The sequence below is a fragment of the Blautia sp. NSJ-175 genome, assembly GCF_022867815.1.
Lineage (GTDB): Bacteria > Bacillota > Clostridia > Lachnospirales > Lachnospiraceae > Blautia > Blautia celeris.
This window is the reverse complement of the sequence record NZ_JALIFQ010000004.1, coordinates 168,468-183,503: the sequence shown is the minus strand read 5'-3', so window position 1 is coordinate 183,503 and position 15,036 is coordinate 168,468. Positions and strand designations below refer to the sequence as shown.

At 46.7% G+C, this 15,036-nt stretch carries 12 protein-coding genes; 3 read left to right on the top strand and 9 right to left on the bottom strand.

Annotated features, from left to right (window positions below; translation table 11 throughout):
• Positions 1 to 108 precede the first annotated feature (108 nt).
• The 7 genes from MUB35_RS08285 to MUB35_RS08255 all read right to left on the bottom strand — a co-directional run bounded on the left by MUB35_RS08285 (position 109) and on the right by MUB35_RS08255 (position 8,219).
• A complete protein-coding gene (locus MUB35_RS08285; protein WP_052099707.1) occupies positions 109 to 810 on the bottom strand; it encodes a hypothetical protein in 702 nt (233 codons plus the stop codon).
• Positions 811 to 847: 37 nt separating this feature from the next.
• Positions 848 to 1,813 (bottom strand): D-2-hydroxyacid dehydrogenase, encoded by a 966-nt coding sequence (locus tag MUB35_RS08280; protein ID WP_033143621.1) that lies wholly within the window; start codon positions 1,811 to 1,813, stop codon positions 848 to 850.
• 26 nt (positions 1,814 to 1,839) lie between these two features.
• The gene (locus MUB35_RS08275; protein ID WP_033143620.1) at positions 1,840 to 2,631 is read right to left on the bottom strand and encodes an HpcH/HpaI aldolase family protein; all 792 of its coding nucleotides are present in this window, start codon (positions 2,629 to 2,631) and stop codon (positions 1,840 to 1,842) included.
• A 240-nt stretch (positions 2,632 to 2,871) separates the two neighbouring features.
• Complete coding sequence (locus tag MUB35_RS08270) at positions 2,872 to 3,750, bottom strand: DMT family transporter (protein WP_033143619.1); 879 nt, start codon at positions 3,748 to 3,750, stop codon at positions 2,872 to 2,874.
• A gap of 136 nt (positions 3,751 to 3,886) precedes the next feature.
• The gene (locus MUB35_RS08265; RefSeq protein WP_033143618.1) at positions 3,887 to 5,263 is read right to left on the bottom strand and encodes a GntP family permease; all 1,377 of its coding nucleotides are present in this window, start codon (positions 5,261 to 5,263) and stop codon (positions 3,887 to 3,889) included.
• 34 nt (positions 5,264 to 5,297) lie between these two features.
• Positions 5,298 to 6,932 carry an amidohydrolase gene (locus MUB35_RS08260; RefSeq protein ID WP_052099706.1) on the bottom strand — a complete coding sequence of 545 codons (1,635 nt, stop codon included), beginning with the start codon at positions 6,930 to 6,932 and terminating at the stop codon, positions 5,298 to 5,300.
• Positions 6,933 to 7,082: 150 nt separating this feature from the next.
• Positions 7,083 to 8,219 (bottom strand): tyrosine-type recombinase/integrase, encoded by a 1,137-nt coding sequence (locus tag MUB35_RS08255; RefSeq protein ID WP_033143617.1) that lies wholly within the window; start codon positions 8,217 to 8,219, stop codon positions 7,083 to 7,085.
• A 312-nt stretch (positions 8,220 to 8,531) separates the two neighbouring features.
• On the opposite strand from MUB35_RS08255, the gene MUB35_RS08250 reads away from it, so the two are divergent.
• On the top strand, positions 8,532 to 9,704 hold the full coding sequence (locus MUB35_RS08250) for a GGDEF domain-containing protein (RefSeq protein ID WP_033143616.1): 1,173 nt from the start codon (positions 8,532 to 8,534) through the stop codon (positions 9,702 to 9,704).
• Between the two features lie 69 nt (positions 9,705 to 9,773).
• Here the strand turns inward: MUB35_RS08250 and MUB35_RS08245 are convergent, their stop codons facing one another.
• Positions 9,774 to 11,615 carry an ABC transporter ATP-binding protein gene (locus MUB35_RS08245; RefSeq protein ID WP_244806040.1) on the bottom strand — a complete coding sequence of 614 codons (1,842 nt, stop codon included), beginning with the start codon at positions 11,613 to 11,615 and terminating at the stop codon, positions 9,774 to 9,776.
• Position 11,616: 1 nt separating this feature from the next.
• Entirely contained in the window at positions 11,617 to 13,398 is a 1,782-nt protein-coding gene (locus tag MUB35_RS08240; RefSeq protein ID WP_244806039.1) for an ABC transporter ATP-binding protein, read from the bottom strand.
• A gap of 134 nt (positions 13,399 to 13,532) precedes the next feature.
• Here MUB35_RS08240 and MUB35_RS08235 point away from each other — a divergent pair, with 134 nt between their 5' ends.
• Together MUB35_RS08235 and MUB35_RS08230 are read left to right on the top strand one after the other, a co-directional pair.
• Positions 13,533 to 14,117 carry a GNAT family N-acetyltransferase gene (locus tag MUB35_RS08235; RefSeq protein ID WP_033143560.1) on the top strand — a complete coding sequence of 195 codons (585 nt, stop codon included), beginning with the start codon at positions 13,533 to 13,535 and terminating at the stop codon, positions 14,115 to 14,117.
• Between the two features lie 49 nt (positions 14,118 to 14,166).
• Entirely contained in the window at positions 14,167 to 15,033 is an 867-nt protein-coding gene (locus tag MUB35_RS08230; protein WP_033143561.1) for an AraC family transcriptional regulator, read from the top strand.
• Positions 15,034 to 15,036: the final 3 nt, after the last annotated feature.

Below are 15,036 nucleotides of genomic sequence, written 5' to 3'. Positions count from 1 at the left end.
TGGAGGAAAGAAAATGCAGTACAGACTATGGAACTGCTTATTTCTTTATAAACTAAACGGTCCGCAGTCATTTACCGCGAACCGTTTGTTCTTACGCCTGCTTTGCCATTAAGCGACAGCGTCCTCTATTCCTAAATATTTTAAAAATCCAACAACATACACCAGATTATCCCTGAATGACCCTTCCTTTACAAAATTCTTTGTAAACAGTGCGCTTCCCATGGTAAAACACCAGGGATTCATCTCCTTTACAAGTTCCATCCTCTCCTCTGAGCCGATACTTCCGGCCAGGACGACGGGTGTTTTTGCTTTGCGGATATACTCTGCGGAGAGTTCTGTGGGATCTCCGTCCACATAGCGGTATCCTAACAGGTCTGTTCCGAATACACCCTTTTCCGCAAATGCTGCCTCCTGCGCAAGCATCTCCTCCACAGTTCCCTCCAAAATGCTGGGGCTCTTTGATACCTTTCCTGCAAACGGGCAGTATTTTAATCCCTGTTTTTTTACATACTCAGCTACACTGTCATAGTATAAAGTGCCTAAGAGATAGTCAAAGCCGCATTCCACTGCCAGTTTTGCACCTCTCATACATTCTTCTTCACTGTATGACACCACTTCCAGAAAAGAAGTCTTGCCGGCTTCTCTCATCTTTGTGCAGAGCACTTTCATTTTTTCAGGTTCCATTCCAACGTCCTTGAATCCCCAATACTGGATGGGAAGATCTTTGTTTTCCTCAAAAATTTCAATTGCGTTTGGCACGGTTTTATCATTATGGGTCAGCATGATGATGATCTTATCTAACATTGACATTTTTATTTCTCCTTTTTCACATTCATTAATTCTAAAGTTATGGGTTCACTACGTTTACAGGGCTGCCGTCTGTAAAGGCTTTCAAATTGTCCACGGCAATATTCATAAGCCTGCTTCTGCTCTCTTTCGGGGCCCAGGAAATGTGCGGGGTTATGATACAGTTCTTTGCCTTCAGCAGCGGGTTATTGCCTTTTATGGGTTCTGTGGACACCACATCCAGGCCTGCGGCATAAACCTTTCCTGTATTCAGAGCATCCGCCAGGTCCTGTTCCACAATTAACGGTCCTCTGGAATTATTTAAGATAATTACACCGTCTTTCATCTTTGCAATACTTTCTCTGTTGATCATTCCCTCTGTACTTGGAAAGAGCGGGCAGTGCAGGGCGATCACGTCCGCACGTGCATACAGTTCTTCCACTGTGACGTACTCTGCGATCTCTTCCCCGGATTTGTTGGGATATTCATCATTGGCGATCACCTGCATACCAAGAGCTTTCGCAATGCGCCCTGTGGCCTGCCCTATACGGCCAAAACCAATCACTCCCATGGTTTTGCCTGCAAGCTCGATCAGGGGATAATCCCAGAAACACCAGTCCGCATTGTTCTCCCAGCGCCCCTCGTGGACTGCGTCACTGTGGTGCGCCACATGATGACAGATTTCCAGCAGCATGGCAATGGCAAACTGTCCCACAGCCGCAGTGCCGTATGTTGGAATATTGGAAACGGGGATTCCCTTTTCTTTTGCAGCGGCAACATCCACCACGTTGTACCCGGTAGCCAGTACACCTACGAATCTGATGCTGCTGCATGCATCGAATACCTCTCTCGGAAGCGGGGTTTTATTTGTGTAGACCACCTCTGCATCACCGATTCTGTCAATGATCTCCTGTACATCCGTCAGGGATGTCCTGTCATAGACTGTGACCTGCCCAAAAGCTTCCATCCCTTTCCAGTCCAGATCTCCGGGATTCAATGTGTAGCCGTCTAATACTACAATCTTCATCTGTATCTCTCCCTTCCTAAGACTGCTTATTTGATGGCGTCTGCCATATCTTTTACATCCTTACAGGTACCGGTCCAGGCTGCCATGAGGATGTCCATCTGATCCAGGATGCAGAAATGTTTTACTCCCATATTTCTGTAATATTCTGCGTCTTCAAGGGTGGCGATCTCCACTCTTGGCTGCACTCCGTGTTTTAAAGCGGTCCTGATCATTCTCTCGTGCTCTGCCTGCACCTCCTCTTTGTGGTCCGCACAGTTCCATCCTCTGCTCATGCAGTAATCGGAAGGTCCGAACTGAACCATATCCACACCGGGAATGGAGCAGATCTCTTCAATGTTGTCCATTGCCTCTTTCTTTTCGATCATAAAAGCTTTTACAAGGCTGCGGTTCATGGCCGCATAGTCCATCTGTTTTAATTCCGGATGGTAGTTGATCCATCTTGCATTGGGATATCCGAATTTGCCGTTGTCCTCCGGTGTCTTCGGCAGTAATTTTTCAATGGTCTCTTTCACCTGCTCCGGTGTCTCGTGGTCTGTGAACAGGATTGCCTGGAAACCACAGGCCGCCGCTTTCTGTGCCACATAGAACCGGTTCTGGAAATCCACTTTGATCATGGAGCCTGTGTTGTACAGTTCACATGTCCTGACAAAATTCTCAAGATCATTGAAAGAGAACGGTGCATACTCTGCCAGGAATTCAAAGTAATCAAAGTTTCCGGTTGAGGCTGCAGCCTCCACGATCGTGGGCCATGTGCTCCAGATTCTGGTGTTGACGGTTGCTTTTCCTTCGTTAAGCTTTTCTCTTAATTTGTTTAACATAGTGCATTCTCCTTTTTTGGTTGTGTTGTTTTTTTCTTGATATCAGAATACCGGAAAATGCGTTGTAAAACGATTATTATTCTTGTTCACTACATTTCTTATCCTGTCATTGTTGTTTTACCTGCAAGAAGGAGCAGAAATACCAAAGGAACGAATCGAACTGCGGCTCGGTTATCCATCACGTAAAAAGATGCCTGCCGGAAATTCCGGCAGACACCTTTAAAATAAATATTCAATCCATTATTGTGCTTTTAATTCCGAAATGAGCACAGCCGCAAGCATACATACGCACCCTGCAAACATACGCGCCGTAAACCTCTCATGCAGAAGTAATACGGAAAACAGCATTCCGAACACTGCTTCTGTCGTCAGAAGGACGGATGCCACATTCGGATTTATCCGTTTCTGGCATACAATCTGCAAAAGAAACCCTGCCATAGTACTGAAGATTCCAAGATACAACATTTTCCCGGCCATCCCCGGTTCAAATACCTGCATCGGAAACGGTATCTGCCCTGCCAGGATGCAGAGCCAGGAAATGAGGTTTGCAAAGAAAAACTGCAGGGCCGTCAGTACCACAGGGTCGGTTTTCCTTGTATATTTATCTACAAATATAATATGCAAAGCAAGACCTGCGCCGCATATGACGGTCAGAAAGTCTCCGGTTTGAACCGTCAGATCCCCTCGTATGGATAAAAGGCCAATGCCCAAAATTGCGATGAAAGCAGCGGCAACACATTTTCTGTCCGGGCGTCTTTTTTCTATCCACCAATATAAAAACGGTACAAGAATCACGTATATAGTTGTGATGAATGCATTTTTGCCTGCTGTCGTATACTTGCATCCCAATGTCTGAAAAAACTGGCTGACAAACAACAGGGCTCCCAATACCATACCCTGTTTTATAACAGGTAAAGGTATCCCCGCCGGTAAAGATTTCCTGCAAAGTAAAAAAACTGCCATCCCCACAGAGGCGATCAGATAGCGCAGCGCCAGCAGATAGAGAACGGGAATGGATTCCGTGGAATCCTTTACCACCACAAAAGAAAATCCCCACAGCAATGTGGCGGTCAAAAGCCCCAGGCTCCCCCATATCTGCTGTTTTCCTGCTTTGTCCATTTTATCACCTCCCCGTATCGTTTGCCTTTAGTCTACACGGAAAAGGCCGGGGAGGCGATTATCTATGTTGTGATTTTCATTTCTTTTTCTGCTGTTTCTGCAGATACAGCAGTTTCCTCTGAATCTGGTTTCTTTTTTAAAGCAAGCCGGGAAGTACATTCTGGAATAAAGACAATATAAGTACCGCTCCCAGTATACCAAGTCCGCCCAAAAATCCGCCCACGGTCCAGCAGCGGAAGGTCTCCGGTATACTGATTCTGTTGAATTTGCTGATTGACCAGAACCCGGAATCATTCGGAAGAGACAGACCCACTCCCCCTGCACAGATGGCAACTGCTGCCAGTATAGGCGAAGTACCTGCTGCAATAACTGTTGAATAAAGGATTGCTGAAGTAGTTGTGATGGCCACTGTGGTCGACCCCTGAGCCAAGCGGATGATCTGTGCCAGCGCAAATCCCAGTATAAGCACAGGAATGTGGAGATTTCCAAATACCTGAGCCATATAATCTCCGATACCTGTCAGCTGAATTACCTTTCCGAACGCTCCGCCTGCACCTGTAATCAGCAGAATCATACCCACCTGATCCAGGCCGCGCCCCATGATCTCACTCATACTTCCTTTGATATAAGGTTTTGCGATCAACATGGCACATAATACGCCCACTGCCATAGCCAGATTCTTATTTCCGATAAAGGCCAGATACGGAACTGCCCCATTGTTTTCCGGGAGAAGTACCGATGCAAAGCTGCCAATCACGATCATCAGAATTGGTATCAGAAGTATCAGCATCGCTGCTCCGAAAGAGATTTTCTTATCGCTGCTCTCTTCTTTTTCCATAGTTTTTTGTTCTTCCAGTTCAAATTCATCCAGAACCCTCACATATCCGCTTTTCTTTTCCTTACGGTCCAGATATTTTCCCCATAAAATACCACCGGTCAAAAATCCAACAAGGCCAGCCAGAGTGGAATACACAAAGAAGACCCCGATATTCAACTCCATATTTTCACAGACTGCAAGAGGCCCAGCTGTGGGAATTACACACGCCGCGGTTATGGAAGCTGCAACCGCATAGCAGGAGACAAATGACAGACGGCTGATATTTGTCTTCCTGGACAAAGCTCTGACCATAGTGGAAAACAAAACCGTGACCACATCCCCAAATACAGGTATCCCCGCAAAATATGCCGCGATTCCAAGTCCCGCCGGAGAGTTCTTTTCCCCGAACAGATGAATCATTTTGTCTGCAATGGCGTTGATTCCCCCTGATTCAAAAAGCAGCATTCCCAGCATGACACCCATACCGGTTACAATTCCTATACCGCCTATGGTTCCGGAAAATCCATCTGCCACTGCGGACGTAATATCTCCAAAAGGCATTCTGACAAGCAAAGCGGTAAGAAATGATGTGATGATCAATGATACGAATGCATTCAATTTAAACTTAATGATCGTCACCAGCAAAAATGCCAGTGAGACGATAAATATAACAATTAATAAAGGTCCTGTTACCATTTTTTCCTCCTCCGTTTTCCATATAAACTGTTATTTAAATGTGTTCATAAACACATTTACCACCCAAAACTGTTTTTAAAACACAAATGTCCTTTATTTCATCCACAGGACACTCCATAATATCCCTGTCCAATATTACAAAGTCAGCCAGCTTTCCTTTTTCAATGGTGCCTTTTATATTCTCCTCGAACTGTCCAAAAGCGGCCCAGTCGGTATAAGTCCTAAGGGCTGCCTCCCTGGAGATACAGTTTTCGGAAAACCATCCGCCCTCCGGATTTCCATCCTGGTCTTTCCTTGTCACCGCTGCATAAATTCCCCAGAAAGGATTGGCCGGGGAGGACGGCGAGTCAGATCCGCCTATGACTTTCACTCCTTTTTTCCATGGCATTCCGCTGGCATATGAACGTGCTGCCCTCTCTTTTCCGATACGGCGTTCTGCCATGGGAGCGCTTCTCGGGGCATGGATGGCCTGCATCCCCGGAAGAATACCCAGTTTTCTGATTCGGTCCACATCCTCCTCTGTCACCAACTGGAAATGTTCAATCCTGAATCTGTGGTCCGCACTGGAATTTTCACCCAGCACTTTCTCATAAGTATCTATGACCTGTCTGTTTGCTCTGTCCCCAATGGCATGAGTGATGACCTGGAACCCATGGCTGTATGCCTCCTTGACCAGGGCATATAACTCTTCATCTGAATGATTTAATTTTCCCCTGTATCCGGGCCTGTCCGTGTAATCTTCATACAATGCAGCACTCTGTGACCCAAAAGAACCGTCTGCAAAATATTTCACCGCACGGATTGAAAGATGTTTCTCATACAGTCCAATCTCCGGGCCTGTCTTGTAATAACTCTTCCACGACAGATCATCCACTTCACCCGGCAGTGCCCCCAGAGCTCCGCTGATCCGCAGCTGCAGCCTGTCCTCTTCAAAAAGCTTTTTCATACAGCGGATATGGCTGGATATCACATTCATGGCCATAACCGAAGTAAATCCCAGCTTAAAGGACTCATTCTGGGCACAGAGCAGTGCCTCCTCCATTTGCTTCTCTGTGAGCGGCGGGATTTTATCAACTACCAATTTACAGGCGTTATCGCTGACACATCCCAACAGTTCCCCATCCTCTCTTTTCAGGATTTCCCCGCCCTGGGGATTTGGTGTATCCTTTGTGATTCCTGCCAGTTTCAAAGCTTTTGAGTTCAGCCAGAGCATATGTCCGTCACATCTTCCCAGCGATACCGGATTGTCCGGTACCACTGCGTCAAGCTCTTCCTTTGTGGGATAACTTTTGTCCTCCCATACCTCGTTGTTCCAACCGAAATCACTTTGAATCCATTCCCCCGGACACAGCGTATCTGCTTTTTCGCGGAGCTGCTGAAAAATTTCTTCTTTTTGCTTCCAAAAACAATCAATCTGCATAGATACTTCACCGAATTTCAGCAGATGGGTATGCCCCTCTATCAGTCCCGGTATCACACAGGCTCTGTTCAGATTCACATATTTTGTATCAGAATTTCCATACTGCTTCATTTCATCAAAGGTCCCGGTATCTATGAGATATTGTCCCTTTACAGCAAATGACTGAACAATTGTCATATTCTGATCCATGGTGTAGATTTTACCATTGTAATAAATGACATCTGCAGACTCATCTTGTTGTTTGTACATACTTTTCTCCTTTCCCTGGTTGTATTTTTATGTATTTTAGCATGTGGGCTTAAAAGTCAGAATCTTTTATTTTGTCATGCAGATGTTTTATCTTGCAGAATTTTGTCGAAAAATGCTCCTGACCATTCAATCGACCATTATCCTTTTATCTCAGGGTGTTGTGAGCCGGTTCATATATTCCCTCTTTATATCAGCCTGTATATGAACATAAAGATCCAGCGTTGTCTTTACGGAAGTATGTCCCAAAATCTCTGACAGGGATTTCGTATCAAAGCCCTGTTCTATCCAGCGGCAGGAGAACTGATGGCGAAGGGAATGTATTTTTATGTGTGGTATCTGACATTTTTTCAAAAGAGCTGCATATCTTCGCTGCACTGTGCGCGGCTCCGCACAGTTCTCCGTTCCTGTCAGAAGAAAGAAACTTCCGTTCTTCTTCAACGCTTTTCCCATAGACTGCAGGCGGTCGGGAAGAGGGATCTCCCGTATGGAGGTTGAAGTTTTCGGCGTGCCGATGTTAAGCCGTGTCCGCGGACACTCCCTTTTTCCCTCTTCTATGGTCATATCCAGATTCTTTACACGTGTAACTGTCCGGCGGATGTATATTTTGCAGTCTTCAAAGTCTATGTCCTCCCATTTCAGCCCACAGAGCTCACCCACACGTATGCCTGTATACATACATAAAAGGATACCGAAAGTAAACGGATCCGTACCTTCACTCAGGCAGGCATCCAGTTTCCTGAAATCCTCTTTACTCATGATTCGTATTTCTTTACCACCGGCGGGAATCCGGGGAAATTTCAGGAGTTCGGCAGGAAGGCACCCCTGTTCCTGCCCATAACGCAGTATATTCTTCAGCACTCCCATAATCACATGTATACTTCCATAGGACATCCCTCTTTCCAGTTCCTGCTGGACAAAATTTAACAGGGTGCGGTTTGTAAATTTCCTGATCTGCATATCCCCTAATACAGGCAGTATATGATTATTCAGTATTTCTCCGTAATTGGAATACGTGCTTTCTTTTACGGTATAACGGATATGGTTCTTCCAATGTATACTGACTGTACGGATTCTGTCATCTTCCGGCAGTGCGGATGGCTGGCCGCCATATGAAAAAAAGGGCGGGAACTCTGATATGATTTTTATTTTCTTATCTTTAACCTCTTTATACGACTTGCCATACAGATATCCATACCTGATTTTACCGTCCATATCACGCCCTTTCATATAACGCGCTTCCCAACGGCCGTCTTTTCTTTTCCTGATGTTTTCACCTTTTCTGGGCATTTTGACCTCCTTGACCTTCTGAGTCTTCCGTGGCTGTGATTTACGGATTCAGACCACTTTTTACCACTCATTGTTAACAAATCACTTTTGCGGTGAAATAAAAAGTATACGGCTGCGAAACTCCTCCATATTATAATATAATTGAAATCCACCAAAAAAAGTCATCACCTCAATCTCTGTTGGCAATGACTTTCATAATGGCAGGACAGGCATATATGCCGGCTGCAGATATTTTTTTATTTTGCTTTTCATTACAATTTATTATATAATATGGAAGTATCCATCATCATACGTCTGCATAAAGGATTAAATATGTTAAAAGACAAGTTACATTCTCTCATTTACTTTCCTTATGAAGAAAAATACCGGGACCAGTTGGAACTGGGAATGGTTTCTCTAAATTATAAATCCGAGCGGGTAATTGCCTGGGTCATGCTGATTACGCAGATCTTTATGATTCTAGTCTTTACTTTTCGTCCCGGCAGTATTTTTTACAGCTTTCGCAGGCTTCGCTATGTCATAGCCTATACGGTACTGTGTGCAGGACTGCTTGTGCTTCTGTCTCTCCACAGACGCGCCAAAGATAACTGGCGGCTGCATTCCAGACTCTGTATATCTTTCGGCGTACTGCTTTCTCTGTGGATTGGATGCATTTCCTATCTGGATGCACTGGGGGATGTGAGCATTATTGTATATTGCTCCTTTCTTCCTATGATGGCTGCTTTTCTTATAGTGCCGCCTTTTATTTTAAGCATCCTGCTTATTTTCACATGCATCCTGACCAACTGCCTGGTGCTCGGGACTCCTTACGGGCAGGAAAATGTATTCAGCACATTGGTAAACAGCATTTTTATCTGTGTGTTATCCATTGTCTATGCTTATCGTATGTACCACGCACGTTTGACCGGCATTTATGACAAGATCATCATTGACCAGAAAAACCGGCAGTTGGAAGCTGCCAATGAAAAACTGGACCTGCTGTCCATGACGGACACTCTGACCGGCCTCGGCAACCGGCGCTATCTGGAGGAATCCGTGAGATCACCCCTGGAGAAATATGGTATCCACATGGGCTCCCTGGCTGTTTTACTGCTGGACATTGACTTTTTTAAACAGTATAATGACCGTTACGGCCATCAGCAGGGAGATTTGTGCCTGCAGGCAGTTGCCTCTGTCTTATCCTCCTGCGCAGAAGATGATAATTTCCATGCTGTCAGATACGGTGGTGAAGAGTTTGTTCTTGTGATAACCGGGCTTTCCTCTGACGTTATAATGGAAAAAACAGAACAGATTCGTAAATCGGTCGCCTCTGTTCAAATTCCCGGTCCCATCAAAGCCGGAACTTCCGTTACAGTAAGTGTGGGCGTCTCTTTTCACGAATCATGGGAACCGGGCCTTTTGGAAACTGCCATCTCCGAGGCAGACCGAGCGCTGTATCAGGCAAAACAAAACGGCCGTAACCAGACGGTTCTGTTCAGCAAATAAGCATAAAAGACTCATCTGCGGAAATAAAATACCCGCCGGCTTTTACTATACAAGCCGGCGGGATTTCTATCAAATTCCTTTTTCCCCAGCCAAAATCTGCATGGCGGATTCCTCCTCAAACTGCCTGGAGTACAGGTCATAATAATACCCTTTCTGCCTCAGCAGTTCTCTGTGGCTGCCCTCCTCAATGATCTTACCGTCCTTCACCACCAGGATCAGATCCGCCTGGCGGATGGTGGAAAGCCTGTGGGCAATGACAAAGGAAGTGTGGCCCTTCAGAAGCTGGTCTGTGGCCTCCTGTATCAACTGTTCCGTCTGAGTGTCAATGGAGGATGTGGCCTCATCCAGTACAAATATACTTGGGTTTGCCAGGATTGCCCGGGCAAACGATATAAGCTGTTTCTCGCCTGTGGACAGTCTGCCTCCGCTCTCCCCCACATCGCTCTCGTATCCTTTTTCCAGTTTTCCTGCAACAATATCAGCCGAAACCTTCCTGGCTGCCTCCCTGACCTCCTCGTCTGTAGCCTCCAGGCGCCCGTACCGGATATTGTCGTAGAGCGTGCCGGAAAACAGATGGGGGTTCTGCAGCACATAGCCGATCTGGCTGTGGAGCCAGAGCTGAGACCGCTCCCGGTAATCCTTCCCGTCAATGAGGATACGCCCTTTTGTGGGTTCAAAAAACCTGCCAAGCAGATTTACCAGCGTGGATTTTCCTGCCCCTGTTTCCCCCACGATCGCTACATTCATGCCTGCAGGCACATGCAGATTAAAATGTTCCAGCACATATTCTTTTCCGTCCGGATACCGGAAAGATACATCTTCAAAGACAATATCCCCTTCTATCCTCTCCCAGTTCTCTTTCTTTGCGTGGAACATATCCCCGTATTTTTCCTCTACCTCAAGCGTATCCGTCACGTTGGGCTGCTGTTCTAACAGATCCATCACACGCTCAATACTGGCCTGACAGGATATCAGATCTGCCAGAAGACGGGCGAGCTGCTGGATAGGCTCAAAAATAACCACCGCATAGGATATAAATACGGAAAGGGTTCCAAGCTGCATCACCTGGCTCTGCACCATATATCCTCCTCTTGCCAGCACAATAGCCGCGGCAACAGAACTGAAGAATAATATGGTAGGAATATACACCGCGTTTAACATGGCAGATTTGGTCGCCGCCTGGTGCATATTCCTGGTAATGCTGCGGAAATTTTTCTGGTTATCCTCCTCGATCACCATACTTTTTGAAGTCCTTACCCCTGTGATCCCTTCGTTGTATGCGCTGGTGATCTGGGAATTGACCTTCCGCACCCGCCTGTTCCAGTGAAGGATCTTATTCTGGAAATAAACAGTCAGAACCGCAATGCAGGGTACGATCAGCATAATGATCAGCGCCAGTTTCCAGTTGAGCATAAACATGATCACAAACACACTGATCACATAGATAAACGCCCAGAACATATCCACCAGTCCCCAGGCGATCATGCCCGCAATCTTCAGGGTATCACTCATGACCCTGGCATGGATATATCCCACCGGAGTTGTATTATAATAGGAAAAGGACAATGTCTGCAGATGCTCAAACTGCGCCTTTTTCAAGTCCTTCCCCACATTCATCTCAATGGTGGTGGCCGCGTGGACAGAGATATACACGGATACCGTCTGGGTCACGATCATGGCTGTATAGACCAAAGCAAAGATATGCAGTCCCTTTAACGTGTTCAGCGCGATAAAATGGTCAATCGCATAACTTTGAAACAGAGGAACCAGCACATCTATCCCTGCAAGAATCAGGTTCAGGCCAATGGTAATGGCAAAAAATTTCGTATAAGGCTTAAAAAAGGGCAGCATTTTAGCCCATGTTTTAAAGCTGAAGGGTTTGTTATAATCCTGTTCTTCGTATGCCGCCATTTTACACCTCCATCTGCATTCTGTCATCCTGGCTCATCTGAATGTCATAAATCTTTCTGTAAATTCCCTGCTGTCCGATCAGCTCCTGATGCGTTCCCATCTCCTCAATTTTTCCCTGATTAAGCACCATGATTCTGTCAGCGCTCATCAATGTCGTCACCCTGTGGGAGATGAGGATCACCGTGGCATCTCTTCTGTTATCCAGAAGCGCCTTCCTGATCCTGGAGTCTGTCTGGGAGTCAACCGCGGAAAGAGAGTCATCAAATATCATGACAGGCGCCTTCTGCAGGAGCATTCTGGCTATAGCGATCCTCTGCCGCTGGCCTCCAGACAGGGTTACGCCCCGCTCACCGACCAGCGTATCGTATCCGTCCGGAAAATTCATAATGGCGTCATCAATACAGGCAATCCTGGCTGCCTGCCTGATCTCCTCAAAGGAGGCCTCCGGCACAGAAGCCGCTATATTTTCTTTGATCGTCCTGGAATAAAGGAACGGCTCCTGAAGTACCATTCCCACATTCTTTCTTATCCATTCCAAGGGGATTTCCCTGATATTTTTACCGCCCAGAGTGATATTTCCCTGCCCTTCCTCCAGCTCATACAGCCGGTTTAACAACTGCATGATCGTGGATTTTCCGCTTCCGGTTCCACCCAGGATGCCCAGTGTACTGCCCTGTGGAACAGAGAATGTCACATCCGACAGCACTTCTTTTCCATCCTTGTAACCATAATTTACGTGGGAAAATACAATATCAAATCTCTGGTCTTCATGCTGGTTTTCATACTCTTTTCTATCCTGATACTCCTCTTCCTCTGCCCGTATGATATAGTCCACACGCTCAAAGGAAACCCCTGCCTTACTCATATCAGAGAGGATACGGCCCAGCCCGCGGATAGGCCAGACAAGTGTCGTATTGTAGGAAGCGAATGCAATAAATTCACCTACGGAGATATTGCCATGCACAGCCTCCGCAGCCCCCAGCACGATCACGGCAACCACCTGCAGACCGGTGATCAGGTCACCGATTCCCCAGTAAAGCCCGGACAGTGTTCCCAGCTTGATCCACAGATCTGCAAATGCATTATTCTTCTCATAAATGCGTTCCATCTCGAACTTTTCTCTTCCGAAAGCCCTTACCACCCGGACTCCCGTGGCATTCTCCTGCACCACTGTGGAGAGCTCCCCTTCCGCCTCGTCTGCTGTTGTAAAACGGCCGGCGATCAGGCGGTAAAAAATGGTGGAGTACAGTGCAACCACAGGCACAAAGCACAGAACTACCAGGGACAGCTTCACATTCATGGAAAACATCATCCCAAAGGAAACTGTCACCAGGAAAACCGTACGGAACACTTCCAAAAGCTGTGTTACCACAAAGTTACGGATCACCTCCACATCTGAGGTGCAGCGCTGTATGATATCTCCTGTCTGGTGTCTGTCATGCCATTCCATCGGAAGTCTCTGTACATGGGAAAACAGCGCGTCTCTCATGTTCTTCGCAAAATTTTCTCCCGCCTTCGCGGTATACGCACGGCTCAAAAAAAGTGCCGCTCCGGAGAAAAGTGCCACTCCCACCAGCATCAGCGCCATGATCCACAGATGCTTGGACAAATATTTATATTTATCCCCGCCCAGCACAGAGTCCACGGTAAACCGGAAAATCTGTGGTGTCAGGGAATTTAATCCGGTCGTGACCAGCGAGGCCAGCACTGCCACCAGAAAATACTTTTTGGAGCCCTGGAAAAACCGTAATACCAGGTCTGCCTTTCTATGTTTCGTTCTCATAATCCTCCTTTGCCTGTCTCAGTAGTTTTTTTATTATATATAATAATCTGAATTTCTGATATATTCAATATCTATATCATTTTTCCTCCATGCGTGATATAATTGCGTAACAGTTATTAAAGGAGGACATTTGGATGAATACTCCCACAATTGAAACTCAGCGGCTGATTCTCCGAAGATTTACCCAGGATGATGCCCGGGCACTTTATCAAATCCTAAGTGATGAGGAGGTAAATACCTTTCTTCCCATGTTCCCGCTGAAAACCATGGAGGAGGCCAATGCCTATATACAGAAGCAGTACCTGGACACATATCAGGAACCCTTTGGGTACCGGTATGCAGTCTGCTTAAAGACTGATCACATTCCCATCGGTTATGTCCAGGTAAGCAGCAGCGAAAGCCATGATTTCGGCTATGGCCTGCGAAAAGACTTCTGGCATAAGGGCATCATAACAGAAGCCGGCCGGGCGGTAGTGGAAGAACTGAGGAATTCCGGCATGCCTTTCATCACCGCAACCCATGACATAAAAAATCCCAGGAGCGGGGAGGTCATGAAAAAACTGGGAATGATATATCAGTATTCCTACGAGGAACAGTGGCAGCCAAAAAATATCCCTGTTACCTTCCGCATGTATCAGCTTAATTTTGACGGACAAAATGACCGTGTTTATAAAAAATACTGGGAACAGTATCCCGTCCATTTTATAGAGGACCTGTAACGATTCCGTCAGCTAAATTGTCAGAAGCTTTCATACAGGAGAGAAAAATATGTTTATCCAATACAATAATCTGGATATCAACTTCACCATAGGCAGCACCCGGTTCCGCACGCTTAACATCGCTTACGAGCACCTGCACCGCATCATTCCCAGCCACAGCCACGGGGACAACAGCTATGAGATCCACTATGTGGCATCCGGCCGCGGATACATAACAGTAGGGGAAAAGACATACGAGATCACCCCCAACACCCTGTACATGGCCGGCCCCCACGTGGCCCATGCCCAGATTTCCGTACAGGGAGATCCCATGGTGGATTACTGTATTTACCTGAGGCTGCGCCGCACTTCATCCGGAGAGAAAAAAACAGATGACCTGGACCGCCTGTTTACAGAGAAAACCTTCTGGATCGGCCAGGATAACTGTCAGATAAAAAACACACTGGAGCTGCTTTTCCGTGAATTAAAGGAGCAGAAAACCGGGTATACCGTCTACGTGGAAACACTGCTGCGGCAGTTGATCGTACAGATGATACGCAACTACCAGGGCGGAAAAAAAGCCCTCCACCACTTTAAGCCCGCAACACCGGCGGAAGCCCAGGATTTTATCATAGAGGAATCCTTTCTGTACGACTATCCGGTTCTCACACTGGAACAGCTTGCCGAACGGCTGGGACTTGGATGCCGGCAGACAGAACGGCTTATGCAGGACATCTACGGCAAAACATTTCTGCAGAAAAAAGGAGACGCCCGCATGTCGGCTGCCTCTATCCTGCTCACCTATTCAGACCGCAGCATTTCCTCCATCGCGGAGGAACTGGGCTATTCCTCCGTGGAACATTTCTCCGCAGCATTCCGGAAATATTACAATAAAAGCGCCCGCCAGTACCGAAAAGAATCCCGGGACATGACCTGATTC